Source organism: Streptomyces sp. CB00455 (assembly GCF_001905445.1).
Taxonomy (GTDB): domain Bacteria; phylum Actinomycetota; class Actinomycetes; order Streptomycetales; family Streptomycetaceae; genus Streptomyces.
Map to the genome: position 1 here is coordinate 18513 of NZ_LIVQ01000005.1, position 16492 is coordinate 35004.

10 protein-coding genes are annotated in these 16492 nt (G+C 75.5%); 7 read left to right on the forward strand and 3 right to left on the reverse strand.

The genetic code is table 11. The features are described from left to right. Positions 1-49: 49 nt before the first annotated feature. The 3 genes from AMK16_RS20335 to AMK16_RS20345 form a co-directional block, all read right to left on the reverse strand. Positions 50-2500 carry a SpoIIE family protein phosphatase gene (locus AMK16_RS20335; RefSeq protein ID WP_079191614.1) on the reverse strand — a complete coding sequence of 817 codons (2451 nt, stop codon included), beginning with the start codon at positions 2498-2500 and terminating at the stop codon, positions 50-52. 592 nt (positions 2501-3092) lie between these two features. Continuing rightward, on the reverse strand, positions 3093-4625 hold the full coding sequence (locus AMK16_RS20340) for an amino acid permease (RefSeq protein ID WP_073917871.1): 1533 nt from the start codon (positions 4623-4625) through the stop codon (positions 3093-3095). Between the two features lie 125 nt (positions 4626-4750). Further along, complete coding sequence (locus tag AMK16_RS20345; protein ID WP_073917872.1) at positions 4751-5731, reverse strand: hypothetical protein; 981 nt, start codon at positions 5729-5731, stop codon at positions 4751-4753. Positions 5732-6147: 416 nt separating this feature from the next. On the opposite strand from AMK16_RS20345, the gene AMK16_RS20350 reads away from it, so the two are divergent. The 7 genes from AMK16_RS20350 (at position 6148) to AMK16_RS37340 (ending at position 16452) form a co-directional block, all read left to right on the forward strand. Next, entirely contained in the window at positions 6148-7584 is a 1437-nt protein-coding gene (locus AMK16_RS20350; RefSeq protein ID WP_073917873.1) for an FGGY family carbohydrate kinase, read from the forward strand. Beyond that, complete coding sequence (locus AMK16_RS20355) at positions 7581-8978, forward strand: FAD-dependent oxidoreductase (protein WP_073917874.1); 1398 nt, start codon at positions 7581-7583, stop codon at positions 8976-8978. The genes AMK16_RS20350 and AMK16_RS20355 overlap by 4 nt, the downstream gene beginning before the upstream one ends. Continuing rightward, complete coding sequence (locus tag AMK16_RS20360) at positions 8975-10183, forward strand: NAD(P)/FAD-dependent oxidoreductase (RefSeq protein WP_073917875.1); 1209 nt, start codon at positions 8975-8977, stop codon at positions 10181-10183. Before AMK16_RS20355 ends, AMK16_RS20360 begins: the two co-directional genes overlap by 4 nt. Positions 10184-10314: 131 nt before the next feature. Further along, entirely contained in the window at positions 10315-10440 is a 126-nt protein-coding gene (locus AMK16_RS38120; protein ID WP_274535375.1) for a hypothetical protein, read from the forward strand. Positions 10441-10903: 463 nt separating this feature from the next. Continuing rightward, the gene (locus AMK16_RS20365) at positions 10904-11587 is read left to right on the forward strand and encodes a GPP34 family phosphoprotein (RefSeq protein WP_073918788.1); all 684 of its coding nucleotides are present in this window, start codon (positions 10904-10906) and stop codon (positions 11585-11587) included. Positions 11588-11629: 42 nt separating this feature from the next. Further along, positions 11630-15892 (forward strand): hypothetical protein, encoded by a 4263-nt coding sequence (locus AMK16_RS38125; protein ID WP_274535376.1) that lies wholly within the window; start codon positions 11630-11632, stop codon positions 15890-15892. After that, entirely contained in the window at positions 15874-16452 is a 579-nt protein-coding gene (locus AMK16_RS37340; protein WP_242438821.1) for a hypothetical protein, read from the forward strand. The genes AMK16_RS38125 and AMK16_RS37340 overlap by 19 nt, the downstream gene beginning before the upstream one ends. The last annotated feature ends 40 nt before the right edge of the window (positions 16453-16492 follow it).

Below are 16492 nucleotides of genomic sequence, written 5' to 3' on the forward strand. Positions count from 1 at the left end.
GAGTCGCGAGGTGTGCCGCGACGCGCTGCGGTGCCCGTGCCGGGCGCCGTCAGAACCCGGCGAGAGACTGCTCGGCCCAGATGGTCTTGCCGATGGGGGCGTGCCGGGTGCCCCAGCGCTGGGCGAGCTGGGCGATCAGCAGCAGGCCCCGCCCGTTCTCGTCGAAGATCCGGGCACGCCGCATGTGCGGTGCGGTGTTGCTGGCGTCGGAGACTTCGCAGATCAGCGTGCTGCTCTGGTGGATCAGGCGCAGCTGGATGGGCGGCCGGCCGTAGCGGATCGCGTTGGTGACCAGTTCGCTGACCAGGAGCTCGGTGACGAAGGCCGCCTCCTCCAGTCCCCACGCCGTCAGCTGCTCGGTTGCATTGCGCCGGGCCTGGGCGACGACGGAGGGGTCGGAGGAAAGGTCCCAGACGACGACCTGGTCGGTGTGCAGGGCCCGGGTCCGGGCCACGAGCAGGGCGACGTCGTCCTCCGGGGGGTGGGTGAGCATGGCCGTCAGTACCCGGTCGCAGACGGTGTCCAGTGTGGAAGCGGGACGGGCGAGGGCCGCGAACATGCTGTCCAGGGCGTCGTCGATGTCGTGGTCGCGGACCTGGAGGAGGCCGTCGGTGTAGAGGGCGAGGATGCTGCCTTCCGGCAGTTCGACGTCGACGGTCTCGAAGGGGAGGCCGCCCAGGCCGAGGGGCGGCCCCGCGGGGACGTCGAGGAGGTACACGGTGCCCTCCGGTGAGACCACGGCGGGCGGCGGGTGGCCCGCCCGGGCGACGGTGCAGCCGCGGGTCACGGGGTCGTAGACCACGTACAGGCAGGTGGTGCCGATGCCGGCGGCGGCGTCCCCGCCCGCCTCCTGGTCCGCGTCGTCCGCGGACAGGTGGATTATGAGGTCGTCGAGGTGGGTCAGGAGCTCGTCCGGCGGCAGGTCCACATCGGCCAGGGTGCGTACGGCGGTGCGCAGCCGGCCCATGGTGGCGGCGGCGCGCATGCCGTGGCCGACGACGTCTCCGACGACCAGGGCCACTCGCGCGCCGGACAGCTGGATCACGTCGAACCAGTCGCCGCCCACGCCGGCCGCGTTGCCGGCGGGCAGGTAGCGGGAGGCGATCTCCAGCGCGGCGTAGTCGGGCAGGGTGTGCGGGAGCAGGCTGCGTTGCAGCGTCATGGTGCTGGTGTGCTCCCGGGTGTAGCGGCGGGCGTGGTGGACGCCGACGGCCGCTCTGGTCGTGAGTTCCTCGGCCAGCCACAGGTCCTCCGGCCGGAAGGGCTCCCGGCCCTGGCGGCGGCCGAAGAGGGCCAGGCCGAGGGTCGTACCGCCGGCGCGCAGGGGCACCACCATCATCGAGGGCAGTCCGAACGCGCCGATCCAGGCGGCTCCGGGGTCCTCGGTCATCCACCGGCCGACGGACGGGTCACCCGCTGCGTAGACGGCGCCCCGTCCCGCGGCCAGACACGCGACGGGGGGCGTCAGCGGCGGATAGACGACCGTGTCGCCGATGGCGGGCTGGGCGTGCGGGCCTTCTTCGAGGACCGACCGCACGGCGGTACGGCTCGCGGTGACGGGCCCCGCCACCGGGCCGGCGGACGTTGCGCCGGCGCGCGGAGGAGGTTCCAGCAGGTCGACGACGGCGAAGTCGGCGAGCCGGGGGACGGCGGCGTCGGCCAGCTCCCGGGCGGTGCGGTCGCTGTCCAGGGTGGTGCCGATGCGGGAGCCCGCGACACCCGGCAGGAGCGTGCGGCGTCGGTCGCCGTCCGTTCCCGTCCTGTCGTGCGCGGCCAGGTACACGGCGCGTACGCGGCCGTCCGGATCGTGCAGGGGGGCCAGCGCGGCCGCCCAGGCGTGCTCCGTGTCCGCCCCGGTGCGGCGGAGGAAGGCGTCCGTGTACTGGGGCTCACCGGTTTCCAGGGCCAGGCGCATCCTGCGCTCGGTCTCATCGCTCACCGGGTCCGGCACGATCTCCGGCAGGCGCAGCCCGCGCATCTCGCTCTCGGTGAGGGAGAGCGTGCGCTCCATGCCGGCGTTCGCCCGCAGAAGTCGCAGGTCCGCGTCGAAGATCGCCAGGAAACAGGGGGACTGGGTGAACGCCCATCCCTCCAGCAGTTCGCCCCAGGGCGGGCCGGGCTCGCCCGCGGTGGCGGGCACCGGGGGCACCGCTGACACGACGGTCCACTTGGCGGTGCCGCCGGTGGAGGTCCAGCGGTGGGCGAGCAGTGCCTGGTCCAGCCGCCGGCCGTCCTGGTGGCGCAGCGCGAGGGTGCCGCTCCAGCGCTGCTGGCCGGGCGCGACCGTCTGCGGGGCGGCGCCGAGGCCGTCGGCCAGCAGGCGGGCGGCGGGCAGTCCCACGACTTCGGCGGGCGCGTAACCGAGCAGTCGGCGGGCGTCGTCGCTCCACTCCGTCACGATGCCCTGCTCGCTGATGGTGGCCGTGGCCGTGTACGCCGGTTCGGGGGAAGCGTTCGTCTCCCCCGGCCGCTCACCGGGGAAGGTGGGAAGGTGCTCCATCGCCGCTCATCTCGCCCTCGCTAGTGCTGTGGCCGGGAAGGTTTGCCGGGTCGCGGTGTCCGGTGCGGTGCATCGCAAGGCGGAGGGCCGCGACTCGTACTGGACGTACCGTCGTAGTCCGACAACGCGGCGAGGTGCCGTGCCGGGCGCCGCGACACGGTGAGCCTTCCCGGTCACAGCACTAGCTCCTCCGCCGCTGTCCCACGGCAACCTGCACGGGCAGGGGCTCCACTGACAAGCATCATCCGGCGGGGCGGGTAGCACCAACGCAGTGACGTCGCGGCCGACCGCCGGAGCGCCGCGCCCTCCCCGGCCCCACCGGCGCCGCGGGCACCGCGGGCGGGCCCCCGGGGACGCGGGCGCCCTCCCGCGGGGGCCTCTGCCCTCGGGGACGGCGGCCGGTGCGGACGGGCGGACGGGCGGACGGGGCGCTACGAGCGGGTTCCGGCGGTGACACCGGCCGAGCGGGTACCGGGCGGGCGCGTGCCCCCGGAGCGGGTGCCCCCGCAGCGGGTGCCGCAGGAGGAACTGAGTGCCGCCGGAGCGGGCGCCGGGGGCGGGTGCCGGGAGGCCGGGTGACGGGTGCCGGGGATCAGACGATGCCCTCGGCGATCTCCGCCTGTTCCCGGGCGTTTCCATAGGCCGACGGGGTCCCGTAGGAGCGGCGCGCGACGGCCCACCACACGCTGGCCAGGACCAGGACCACCGCCAGGGCGATCACTGCGTAGTTCATCGAGTCGATCGTGACCGGGGACTTCTGCGGCAGGCAGAACAGTACGGTGACGACCGCCACCCACACGACGGCGATCCAGCCGATCGGCTTGCTCCAGCGGCCCAGGCTCCACGGGCCGGGCTCGAACCGGTCGCCGGCGCGCAGCCGCAGATAGATCGGGATGGCGTAGGCCGGGGTGATGCCGATGACGTTGATGGCGGTCACGGCCCCGTACGCGGTGGCGGAGTAGAGCGAGGGCAGGGCGAGCACGCCGGCGACGACGACCGAGAGCCACACCGCGGGGACCGGCGTCTGGGTGCGGCCGCTGACCTTGCGCCACAGCGCGGAGCCGGGGAGGGCGTTGTCCCGGCTGAACGCGAAGACCATCCGGCTCGCGGCGGCCACTTCGGCGTTGCCGCAGAAGAGCTGCGCGACGATGACCACGAGGAGCAGGGCGGTGGCGCCGCCGGATCCGAGGGCGTCGAGGAAGATCTGGGCGGGCGGGACACCGGTGGCGCTGCCCTGGACGGCCGCGTAGTCCTGGATGGCGAAGGTGAGCCCGGCGAGCAGGGCGAATCCGGCGATCCAGGAGACCCAGATGGCCCGGACGATTCCCTTGGCGGCGGAGACGGAGGCGTTCGAGGTCTCCTCCGAGAGGTGCGCGGAGGCGTCGTAGCCGGAGAACGTGTACTGGGCGAGCAGCAGGCCGACCGCCGCCACGTAGAACGGGTTGGCCCAGCCGGTGTCGTTGACGAATTCGGTGAAGACGAACGAGGGCGACTGGTGGTGGTCGGGGACGAAGGCCAGGGCGCCGACGATGAGCGCGACCCCGCCGAGGTGCCACCAGACGCTGATGGAGTTGAGCACGCTGACGAGGCGGACCCCGAAGAGGTTGAGCGCGGCGTGCAGCAGCAGGATGCACAGGAAGATCAGGAACGTGGAGCCGGAGGTGGGCACGAAGCCGAACTGGAGGTTGAGGAAGGCGCCGGTGAAGAGGGCGGCGCCGTAGTCGATCCCGGCGATGGCGCCGAGCAGGCCGAGCAGGTTCAGCCAGCCGGTGTACCAGCCCCAGCGGCGGCCGCCGAGCCGGTCGGCCATGTAGTAGAGCGCTCCGGAGGTGGGGTAGGCGCTGGTCACCTCGGCCAGGGCGAGACCGACGCACAGGACGAACAGGCCGACGCCGACCCAGCCCCACAGCATCACGGCCGGGCCACCGGTGCCCAGGCCGAAGCCGTACAGGGTCATGCAGCCGGAGAGGACGGATATGACGGAGAAGCTGATGGCGAAGTTCCCGAAGCCGCCCATGCGGCGTGCGAGGACGGGCTGGTAACCCAGTTCTCTGAGCCGTTCCTCCTCGTCCTGCGGGCGTGGGGCGTTGCCGCCCTGGCGAGCTGCCCATGCGGTTCGGGACACGACGGTACCTCCGGGGGGTGGTGGAGCACGGGGACGGTGGCGCGGGGGGGTGTGCGAACGGGGGCGAGGTCCGGGGCCTTGCGCGCGGGCGGCCGGGGAGCGCCGCCCGGGACGGGCCGGGAAGGTCAGTTCCGGCCCGCCAGGCTGCGGGACCTGGCCTCCAGGAACACCTCCTCGGCCAGCGCCTGGTCGGCCGGGGCGCGGGTCCGGTAGGCCCACGGCAGTGTCGTCCAGTAGCGGCCGATCGTGTCGAAGACCTGCGCGGCCTCGTCGAACTGGTGGGCTCCCCACAGGGCGTGGGCGAGGTGGTTCAGATCGAGGGGGGAGGCGTGCCGGGGGTCGGCGAGGCGGAACCACGCGTCCAGGGCGCGGGTGGCGTCGCGGAGGGCGTCCTCGGCGATCCAGTGCAGGTCGAGGGCTTTCTCCTGGCCGCGCCCCCGGCGGTAGCGTTCGACCCGGAGGTAGAGCGGCAGGACGTGGACGGCCGAGCCGGCCGGGGCGGATCCGGCGGCCCAGTGCACGAAGTTGGCCGCCTCGGAGAGCGGTCCGGGTGCGCCCGCGTACACGAACTGGAGCATCCGGTGGTAGGCCTCGCGGTTGTGCGGGTCGCGCTTGTCGGCTTCGGCGAGGATGCCCCAGGGCCCGGGGGGCAGCATCGGGCCGGGGGGCGGGAGCCGGTGCTCGTCCAGCCGCCGGTCGTCGTCGAGGAGGGCGAGGGCGAGCAGGCAGACCCAGGGCACGGGGTCGGCCGGGCTGGTGCGGGCGGCGTCCCGGCAGGCCTGCCAGGCCTCCTGCCACAACTCGTGGGTGCGGGGATGTCCGGCGCGGTGGGCTCGGACGGCCCGTTCGACGACGACACGGGTGTGCATCACGGTCGCCGCGACGCTGTGCGGTTCCTCGTTCCGCCACGCCTGGACCACGTCGGATCCTGCGGCGACCGCGGCGAGGACCTGGGTGCGCTGGGTCCACAGCCCCCAGTGTTCGGTCCGGTCGAGCAACTGCGCCATCGACACCCAGCGGCCCGTGCGCAGGTCCTGGACCGCGACGCGCAGCTCGTTGTCGTGGCCGGCCGGGTGGTAGACGGGCCGGAAGTCGGCGCCCGCCATCACCTCGTCCCCGTCGACGGGCGCGAGCAGCCGGGGCGGGCGCGTCCTGCGGTGGTCGTGGTCATCAGTCCTCGGATCGCGTGGGGGTGGGTCCGTCCGGCGTCCGGCTGCCGCGCTGCAGCCGTGCCGCGCCGGGGACGCGCGGGCCGCGCGTGGACCGCGTGCCCGGAAATCCCCGCCGTCGACCCGCGGTCGGCGTCCTTCCCGTTGATCGGCGATCACTATAGAGCGACTCGGGGCATCCGCATCCGGATTCTCTTTCGAACGCAAGTAACAAGCCACCAGCGCCATATGACTTGGCGTCAATGCATCGGGTCCGGTTCCGGTGATCTTGACGCGCGGCGTTCGCTGGTGGAGGCTTCCGAGCGGACATCGGCAGGACGACCCAGCATGCGGACACCAGGGACGGAGTGGTGATGACGGGCCCGGTGCTCGCTGTCGACCAGGGCACCTCGGGAACCAAGGCCCTCGTCATCTGTCCTGTCCGCGGGGTCATCGGCTCCGCATCCGCGCCCGTCCGGCCCCGGTACCTTCCGGGCGGCCGGGTGGAGGTCGACCCCGCCGAGCTGCTGAGGTCGGTCGTCGACGCCGGGCGGGCCGCGCTCCTGGCGGCCGGTGAGCCGGTCGTCGCCGTGGGCCTCGCCAACCAGGGCGAGACCGTGCTCGCCTGGAACCCGGCGAGCGGTGAGGCGCTGACCGACGCGATCGTCTGGCAGGACCGCCGAGCCGATCCCCTCTGCTCCGAACTCGCGCCGCAAGCGGCCTTGTTGCAGCAGACGACCGGTCTGCCGCTCGACCCGTACTTCGCCGCGCCCAAGATGGCCTGGATACGCCGCCACCTGACCCGGGACGGCGTCGTCACGACCAGCGACGTGTGGCTGGTGCACCGCCTCACCGGTGCGTTCGTCACCGACGCGGCGACGGCGGGCCGCACCCAGTTGCTCGATCTCGACACGGTCGGCTGGTCGCAGGCGGCGCTCGACGCCTTCGGCCTCGCGGAGGAACGGCTGCCGCGGATCGTCGACGCGGACACCCGCGTCGGCACCACCACCGCTTTCGGACCCGAGCTGCCGCTGACCGGACTGCTCGTCGACCAGCAGGCGGCGCTGTTCGCCCAGCGGGTCACTGCGCCGGGCACCGCCAAGTGCACCTACGGGACAGGCGCCTTCCTGCTCGCGCAGTCCGGGCCGCTCCCCCGCCGCAGCGCTCGCGGACTGGCCGGCTGTGTGGCCTGGCGGCTCGCGGGACGGACCAGCTACTGCCTGGACGGGCAGGTGTACACGGCCGCTTCCGCGGTGCGCTGGCTGAGCGATCTCGGCGTGATATCCGGCGCCGAGGACATCGACACCGTGGGCGGGAGCGTCCGGGACGCCGGTGGTGTCACCTTCGTCCCCGCGCTCGCCGGACTCGCCGCACCGTGGTGGCGGGGCGATCTGCGCGGCTCGGTCACCGGTCTCGGCCTCGCCACCACGGCCGGACACCTGGTCCGGGCCCTGTGCGACGGTATCGCGGCCCAGGTGGCGGAGCTCGCGGACGCGGTCGCCGCCGACCTGGGCGCACCGCTCACCACCCTGCGCGTCGACGGCGGCCTGACCCGCTCAGCCCTGCTCATGCAGGCACAGGCCGATCTGCTGCAGATACCCGTCGAGGTGTCGGCCCTGCCGGACGCCACCGCGCTCGGTGTGGGCGCCGTCGCCCGGCTGGGTCTCGATCCCTCGCTCGGCGTCGAGGACGCCGTCCCGGCGTGGAAGCCGTCCGTCGTCTACGAGCCGAGGGCCGGCGCCGGGCAGGCGGCGGAGCGCCGCGCACGGTTCCGCAGTGCGGTCTCGGCCCTGCTCGACGGCCCGGCATGACCGTCACCACCGGCGGCGCCCTGCCCGGCGCGCCGTACGACGTGACGGTCGTCGGGGCCGGGGTGGTGGGCTCGGCGATCGCCCGCGAGCTGGCCCGCCTCCCGCTGCGGATCGCCCTGGTCGACGCCTCCGGCGACGTCGGCGACGGCACCTCCAAGGCCAACACCGCCATCCTGCACACCGGTTTCGACGCGGTGCCCGGCTCGCTGGAGTCCCGGCTGGTCAGGGACGGACAGCGCCGGCTCGCCGCCTTCGCCGCCGACAGCGGCATCCCCGTGGAACCGCTCGGCGCGCTCCTGGTGGCCTGGGACGAGGAGCAGCGCGCCGCACTGCCGGGCCTGGCCGCCAAGGCCGTACGCAACGGCTACCGCTCGGCCCGGATCATCCCGGCCGAGGAGGTGCGGGCCCGCGAGCCCGAGCTGGGACCGGGCGTGCTGGGGGCGCTCCACGTGCCGGACGAGTCGATCATCTGCCCCTGGACGACGACCCTCGCCTACGCCACGCAGGCCGTGCGCGCCGGCACCGACCTCCACCTCAACTGCCGCCTCCAGTCACTGACTCCGGGCGACCCGCACGTCCTGTCCACCAGCCGGGGACCCCTGCGCACCCGCCACCTGGTCAATGCGGCGGGCCTGTATGCCGACGAGGTCGACCGGCTCATGGGCCGTGCGGACTTCACCGTGACGCCCCGGCGGGGGCAGCTGATCGTCTTCGACGAGCTCGCCCGCGGCCTGGTGCGGCACATCCTGCTGCCGGTGCCGGGCGCGCTCGGGAAGGGGGTGCTGGTGTCGCCGACGGTGTACGGGAACGTGATGCTGGGCCCGACCGCCGAGGACCTGGACGACAAGACGGCCACCGGCTCGACCGCCGAGGGGATCGCCCTGCTGCGGGAGAAGGGCCGCCGGATCCTCCCCGCGCTCCTGGAGGAGGAGGCCACCGCCGTGTACGCCGGGCTGCGGGCCGCCACCGGGTCCGAGGACTACGCGGTCCGCGCCCACCCCGCCCTGCGGTACGTCACCGTGGGCGGGATCCGTTCGACGGGCCTGACCGCCTCGATGGCGATCGCCGCGCACGTGGTGGAACTGCTTGCGGACGGCGGCCTTGCGGTGAGCGGCGCGAAGGACCTGGAGCCGGTGCGGATGCCGAACCTGGGCGAGGCGTTCCCCCGGCCGTACCGCGACCAGCGGCTGATCGCGGCCGATCCGGAGTACGGACGGATCGTCTGCCACTGCGAGCGGGTGACCCGCGGGGAGATCCGCGACGCGCTCACGGGTACCGTGCCGCCCGGTTCGCTGGACGGCCTGCGGCGGCGCACGAGGGCGCGGGGCGGTCGCTGCCAGGGCTTTTACTGCGGCGCCGCCGTCCGCGCGCTGTTCGAGGAGGGCCGCCGGTGAACCGTACGGGCGTGCTCGTCGACGTACTGGTCATCGGGGCCGGCCCGGCCGGTCTGGCCCTCGCCGCCCGTCTCGCGGGGGCCGGGGCCGGACGGGTCGAGGTGCTGGAACGTGAACAGGAGGCCGGGGGCGTGCCCCGCCACTGCCACCACCGGGGCTTCGGCCGGCCGCCGCGCCCCTGGCTGCGGGGGCCGGCCTACGCACGGCAGCTGGTGGAGGCCGCCGTCGGCGCGGGCGCGGTCGTCCGGACCGGCGTCACGGCCACCGGCTGGGCCGGTCCCCTCTGTCTGGAGACGACGGGCCCGGGGGGCCTGGAGCGGATCACGGCCCGGGCCGTCGTCCTCGCCACCGGGGCCCGCGAGCGCCCCCGCAGCGCCCGGCTGGTGCCGGGCTCACGCCCGGCCGGGGTGCTGACCACCGGGGAGTTGCAGCAGTCGGTGCACCTGTACGGACAGTCCGTGGGCCGCCGGGCCGTCGTGGTGGGCGCCGAACCGGTCGCCCGGCACGCGGTCCGTACGCTGCGCCGGGCCGGCGCGGAGGTGGTGGCGGTGGTCACCGACCGTTCGCGGGGCGTCGCGCCCGCGGGGGCGCCGCTGCTCACCAACACGACCGTGGCCCAGCTGCGCGGCCGGGGCCGCCTGTCGGGCGTGGCCGTCCGCCACGAGGACGGCCGGACGGGGGTGCTCGCCTGCGACACGGTCGTCTTCACCGGCGACTGGATCCCCGACCACGAACTGGCCCGCCGCGGTGGTGTGGCCTTGGACCCCGGCACCCGTGGTCCCTGCGTGGACGCGTCCTTCCGTACCAAGGCGCCGGGTGTCTTCGCGGTGGGCAACACCCTGCACGGCATCGAGCGCGCTGCCACCGCGGCGGCCGAGGGCGCCGCCGCGGCCACCCCGGTACTGGCCCGTCTGGCAGGCGCGCCGTGGCCGGATGCCGGGCCCCCGCTGGTCGTGCGGGCGCCGCTGGTGTGGGTGGTGCCGAACCGGGTCACGGACGCCACCGGCGGCGCGGGACGGCCGTTGCTGCTGCGCTCGGGTACACCGCTGAACGGGACGGTGGTGACGGTACGCCAGGACGGCCGCCGACTGTGGCGCGGATGGTTCCCCGGCCCGGTGTCACCGTCGCGGTCGCTCTGGCTGCCGCCCTCGTCGACGCACCGCGTGGACCGGGCGGGCGGCCCGGTCGTGATGGGCCTCGCCTGACGACGTCGGCGCGCCGACGCGTCCCCCGCCCCGGTCCGGCGCGCCACTCGTCCCCCTCACGTGCGGGGAGCTCACGCACGTGGCTCTCGCGTCCCTCGCGACCCTCGCACCACGTGGATGCCGACCGGGTCGTGAGCCTCCACGGTGAAGCCGTGGCGCTCGCAGGGCCGACGGGCCGCGCTGCCGCGCAGGACGGTCGGTCGGCCGGGCACGCCCTCGGTGTCGCGCTGCTCCAACAGGCGGCCCAGCACCGCTGATCCGGGGCCGCGGTCCTGCACGGCCGGTGCGAGGGAGAAGGGCACCGGCCACCGGCCGCCCGCGGCCGGGCGCACCGTGACGCACTCGGCTTAAGGCCCCGCCGCCCACGATGACCGGCGTGTACCGAGTGGCCCGGTCGTGCGCCGTCCGCTCTCGCACGCGTACCCACGGCCGGCGTATGCCCAGGGCCCGCCGCGGCCCTCAGGGCAGGCCGGTCCGGGGCGGCCGGCCGTGGTGGCCCTCCGTCAGGCCGGCCTCGTAGGCGATGATCGCGGCCTCCACCCGGGGCGAGGCCACGTCCGCCGCGGGGGCGCACGCGGAATCCGTCCGGTTCGCATGTGGCCTGCGGTGTGCACGGACCGTAAGCTCGTCCTCGCGGCTGGGCGATCATGCCGGCTCCTCGTGCCGGCGCAGGTGGCCGAGAGCCGCTTCACCGGGGACGTAGGGAGCATGGAGCGCCTGATGACCACACCGCAGGACTTGCTGATCATCGCCATGGACACGGAAGCCGCTCGCTCCGTCGAACAGGGCAACCTGTCGCTCGCACTCGCGGGAGCCGAGCTCATCGACCTCCTCACCGCCGGGACGATCAGGCTGGACGACGATCTCGTCGTGCCCTCGGGCGGGGCCGCGCCGGCCGATCCGCTGCTGGCCGAGGCGGTGGCATCGCTCGTCCCGCAGGAGCCCTACGAGTCGGTCGACGACTGGCTCTGGCGCAGGGGTCGGGGCCTGGCGGCCGCCTACCGCGCCGCGCTGGAGGCGGACGGCAACCTCGTCCGGCCGCGACGCCGCGGGATGTCCTTCCGGGCCGGTCACCTGGCCTTGGCCGATTCGCCCGCGCGCCGCCGCGCCGCGGACCGTCTGGCGGCGGACGAGCCGGCTCTGGTGGCCCTCGCCGAGGCCCTCGGGCTCCGCGGCGAGCCGCTCGGGGCGTCCGTCGCTGCGGACGCCGACGCGGAGGCCGACGCGGAGGCCGTCCAGGGCGCGGGCCTGCCCGCCGGTGCGGAACCCGACGTGGACGACGACGCCGTGGCGACCGTGCTGGCCGCCGTTCATGACGCTCTGGTGGAGCTGGAGGCCGTACGGCAGCGGCGCGCCATCGAGGATGCGGCCTTCGACAACGTCTGGCGCGGCCCCGGGGGATGACGCCCGGCCGGGCTGTCGGCGGCGCGTGCGACGATGCGGACCATGATCACCTCGTTCGAATCCCTGCTGCCGACCGGTGGTGTGCACACCTCGACCACGTACGCCGACTGGGTCGCCGCCCACGACCCGGACGCGGCCGGGGCCGCGCGCGCCCTGATCGACGACATGCGCACCGAGCTCGGCCGTTCCTGGACCAAGCCCGGCCGGTTCGTGGACACCATGGCCGTGCGGGCGCGGCGGCTGCCGCCCGCGCACCTGCCGTGGTTCTGGGACACCGTGGGCCACCGTCTGATCGGGTACGGGAGCCGGCCCGGCGGGCGGGCCTACGGCGCGGCGCGGGCCGCCGAGGCCGAGCACGGGCTGCCGGTGGATCCCGGCTACCGCCGCGCCAACGCACTGCTGTTCGCGGCGGGCGGGGCGATGCCGGGCAAGGAGTTCGGGGCGCACCAGAGGTTCCTCGCCGAGACACTGGAGCCGGTGGCCGCACACGGCGCACTCGACGCGTTCCTGACCGCGTGGGCGGCCTCGCCCGCCGACCTGCCCGCGGACCTGGTGCGCCGGGTGCGTGCCTCCGCCAAGGCGGCGGGCCACGGAGACGGGGAGGTCGCCCGCCTGGTCGGGGCGATCCTTTCGGTCACGCGCAAGAAGTCGGTGCCGGACGCGCTGCTGGAAGCCGCCGGCCCGATCCTGGCGGCCCATCCGCCGGCGGACACCGTGGCCGCCGGGCTGCTGGAGGTGTTCCCCGACGGCGCCACCGACGGCGGGGCCTGGCTGCGGCTGCTGACCGGCAGCGGCGCGGCGGGGGCGATGGCGGCCGGGCGGCTGGTTCCCGAGGGCGGGCTGCACCACTGGGTCGGGCACTTCGTCCACATGTACCAGTACGCCGCCCAGCCCGGCGGCGGGGTCGGACGGCAGCAGCTTCCGGTTGAATTCCTCGATCTGGTGGGCCGGTTGGCGCCGCTGCTGCGGGCGGGGGGCACCGCGGTGACCGTGCACACCACCCGGCACCACTACCAGGGCCTCGACGCCGACGTGCTGGACGCCTGTCTGGCGGCCGGGGTGGCGGTGGTGGACCCGGGGCCGGACGTACGGATGCGGTTCTGGGGCGAGCGGTCCCGGCGCGACCTGGCCGCGCTGGCCGCCGATCCGGTGTTCGGTCCCCGGCTGGAGGGCACCGTGCACGCGGGCCTGCAACCCCGGCGGTCGGCGGCGCGCCGGCGGACGGCGGGATCGGCCGTGACGCTGCTGCCCGGCAACGAGGGCATCGCCCGTGAGGTCGCCGGGCGCGTGGGGAAGCTCGTCGACACCGTCGCGGGCGGCGGTATGGCCGGGGCGGAGGAGGCCGTGGCCGAGCTGGAGACCCTGCTGGACCGGCCGACGGTCACGGCGCTCGGCGGGATCGCCGGCGCCCTCGCCGAAGCGGGGGCGGCGGGCGCGCTGCGGCGGTCGCTGGCGGCCGGACTGCCGGAGGAACTGGCCTGGCCGGCGCTGGAATCGGTGTACGCGCAGTTCGCCGAGGGCGTGCAGCCGGTGGAGGAGGCGCCCCTCGCGGCGGATGCCGGTGGCGGCCCGGCGGCGGGGGGAGTGCTGCCGGGAGTGGCGGGGGTCACGGCCACCTGGCCGGTGCTGACGGTGTTCGGACGGGACCGGGCGGTCGCGGTGGCCCCGGACGGGGTGCGGGGCTCCTGCCGGTTCACGGTGCCCGACGGTGCGACGATGTTCGCGGTCCACTACGTGGGCGGCTCCTTCCTGGTGAGCTGGACCGTGAAGCCGAGTCCCTACCACTGCGACACCGCCGCGTGGGCCGACCGTCCCGCGGAGACTTTCACCCCGGACGAGGTGGGCGGCCTGGTGCCCTACGGCGGCAGTCTGGACGGGGCGTACGGATTCCAGTTCGAGACCGCCGACGGGGGCGGGCGGCACGGCGGCCGGCGGGTACTGCGTCCCGGCGGCAGGGAAGGCATCGACCTAGACGAACTGCAGCTCGGCGACGGCCGGCGGATCTGGACCAACGCCGTCTACGGCAAACGCTCCTGGGAGGTGGTCGACCCGGTCGGCGGTGAGATCCGGGGCGCGGTGCCCCTGCCCGGCTTCCCGGGCCGCGCAGCCGGTTCCGGTCCGGCGGCCGGGCCGTCCGAGGCCGGTATGGCCCTGGCCACGGAGGCGCTCCAGCTGGCGCCGCTCCCCGCCTGCCTGGCCGGCTCACCGCTGGGCAGCCGGGACGGCCTGGTCGGGACCCGGGTGTTGTTCCGCAGCCCGCACCGTGACCACGCGCCCGACCACTTCCTCCTGGAGAGCGTGGACGGACGCACGGCCCGCTTCGACGCGGACCGGCCGGGGCAGGAGCCGTGGGGGCTGTGGGCGCCGCCGGAGGGCGCTGCGCAGGACGTCGTCCTCGCCGAAGCCGAGACCCGCACGGGCGTACGCGCGTACACCGCCGACGGCGTCCTGCTGTGGGAGCTGGACGGGCACCACTCGCCTCGCCATCCGCGGGTGGCGCGCACCCGGCGGGCCACCGTTTCGGGGGGCGTGGCTCTGCCGCCGGCCTTCTGGTACCTGCTGCGGACCCGGGACGCAGCCGGGTCCCGGGCGTTGCGGGCCGTCGCCGGGGAGACCGCGCAGGCACTGCTGGCGGCCGCTGCCGGCGGTCCGCGGGCGCTGCGGGCCGCTGTGGAGCGGGAGTTGCCGGAAATATCCGATCCGGTCCTGGCCGAAGCGGTCGCGGCGGTGACCGTCCGGGCCGCCCGGGTGGAGGAGCGCAGGCTGGCGCTGCACCGGCGGGTCACGCTGCTCGCGCAGGCACCGCCGGCCCTGCCGCGCCGGTCCGCGCCGGACACGGAGCTGATGCCCGCGCTGTTCGGTCTGGTGTCGGACGGGGAGAAGGATGCGTGGCGGCGCGGTCCGCAGGTGCCCCTGCCGGCGACGCTGAACGCGCTGGCCGCCGACGGCGCCTGCCTGGCGGGGACCATCGTGGAGGAGGTGCGGCGGCTGGCACCGCCGGCCCCGTCGCGCGACTGGTCGCAGTTGCTGGGCACGATCGACGCGGCGGCCTGGCGGGCCGCTGTGGCGCCGACCCCCGAGCCGGCGCGGGCCGCCCTGGTGGCGCTGCTGGACACCTGGGCCGACCAGCCGTTCGCCCGGCAGGGCGGCCGGTGGTGGGTGGGCCGCGCGTCCGCGGAGCTTCTGGACGGTTTGCGGGAGGGCGGGACGGCGGTGGCGTCCGCCGCGGTGCGGCCCGGGGGTTCGGAGTGCTGGTTCGTGGCGGCCGCCGCCGCGGAGCGGGCCCCGGACGGCGACCCGGTGCCGGTGGCGGTCCCGCAGGCCCGGGCGGTGCGGGTGGAGCGGGACGACGCCAGCAGGCTGCGGGCCCTGGTGGCCGCGATCGAGGCGCACGGGCCCGTGCCGGTGCCGGAGTCGGCCGCGGCGCGCTTCGCCGAACTGACGGGCGTGCGCAGGCCGGTGGCGCGGCTGGTGGTCGCCGGGCTGGTCGGCGGGTCCGACCGCGAGGAGGACCGGGCCCTGGTGCGCAAGGCCCCGTACAAGGCCACGCCGATGACGGTCGAGGCGTACGAGCGCCTGTGGGCCGGGCTGGGCGGCACGGGCCGGCGCGCCGTCCTGGCGGCGGCCCTCCCCGGGGATCCGGCAGAACTGTGGCGGCCCGGCGGGGTCGAGGCGGCCGTGGAGCGGATGGCGGCGGCGTGGTGCGAGCACGTCGGGGCGCTGCCGGTCGTGCACGACGAGGCCGCCGACGCGCTGGAGGCCGGGCCGGGTCTCTCCGAGGTGTGGGCACGGCGGCTCGCGGGCGGGTACGAGGCCGCCGCGGACGCGACCGTGCCCGCGGCGCGCTGGGAGCTGGCGGCGACCCCGTACGGCGTCGGGGTGGAGGTACGGGCCGTGCCGCCGGCCGGTCCGGAGCTGCCCTACGGTACGCCGGTGGGCCTCTCCTTGCCGCAGATGGCGAGCGCACTGGTGTGGGCGTGGACGGACCGGCCCGTCGGTGATCCCGCGGTGGCCGGGGCGATGGCCCTGTACGAGCGGCTGCGGGGTGAACTGGCCGCCCGGAACTGCTGGTGGCGCTGGCGGGCGGCCGGGTCGAGGACACCTCGGCGCGGATCGCGGAACGGTTCGGGCCCGCGCGGCTGCCGGTGGCGCAGGACCGCCGCAAGGAGGAGGATCCGGTCCCGCTGGTCGCCTACGATTCCGGGCCCCTGGTGGTGTGCGCGCCCGGCGGCGCCTCCTTCCTGCGGCCCGCGGCGGTGGCGGACCCGGAGGTGTGGCGGCGGGTCGTGGCCGTCACCGGCCTGACGGAGGAGCTGGAACGGGTGGCCCCGCTGCTCGACGGCGGCGGGCTCGACCGGATGATGCGCCGGGCTCGTTCGGGCGCGGTGCCGGCCGGTGCGTACGAGGCGGACCCGCGGCAGTCGTGCCCGGAGCTGGTCGCGCGTGCGGCGGGGCGGCTCGGGGTCGGCCCGGACGCGGCGGCGCTGTACCTCCAGGTGGCGACGCTGGCCGCGCCCACCGACCGGAACGTACGGCGGTGGAACAGCTGGTCGGCGACGCGGCACGCGCAGGTGCGGGCGGAACTCCTCGGCACGGGCGCGGTGGTGGAGGCCAAGCGGGCGCGGGCGGGGCGGTCCGTGTTCCTGCCCGGGGACTGGACCGAGCTGAAGGCCCCGCACCTGCCGTTGGAGACCGCGAAGCTGGCGAGCCACGCGGTGCGCCCGCTCTGGGGCAACGTGATCCGGTCCCCGTTCGGACGGGTCCTGCCGACGGCGCCGCTGCACGAGATGTTCGCGACGGCCTGGGAACGGCTGCACGGTCAGGACGGCGCGCACGGCGGCCCCGAGGACCGCGGCACGGTCTGAACCGACCGGGCCCCACGCCACGCCCCGGCCGGCACGATCA

Coding starts and splice junctions, on each gene's coding strand:
- AMK16_RS20335 (WP_079191614.1), bottom strand. CDS start 2,500: ATGGAGCACCTTCCCACCTTCCCCGGTGAGCGGCCGGGGGAGACGAAC.
- AMK16_RS20345 (WP_073917872.1), bottom strand. CDS start 5,731: ATGGCGGGCGCCGACTTCCGGCCCGTCTACCACCCGGCCGGCCACGAC.
- AMK16_RS20350 (WP_073917873.1), top strand. CDS start 6,148: ATGACGGGCCCGGTGCTCGCTGTCGACCAGGGCACCTCGGGAACCAAG.
- AMK16_RS20355 (WP_073917874.1), top strand. CDS start 7,581: ATGACCGTCACCACCGGCGGCGCCCTGCCCGGCGCGCCGTACGACGTG.
- AMK16_RS20365 (WP_073918788.1), top strand. CDS start 10,904: ATGACCACACCGCAGGACTTGCTGATCATCGCCATGGACACGGAAGCC.
- AMK16_RS38125 (WP_274535376.1), top strand. CDS start 11,630: ATGATCACCTCGTTCGAATCCCTGCTGCCGACCGGTGGTGTGCACACC.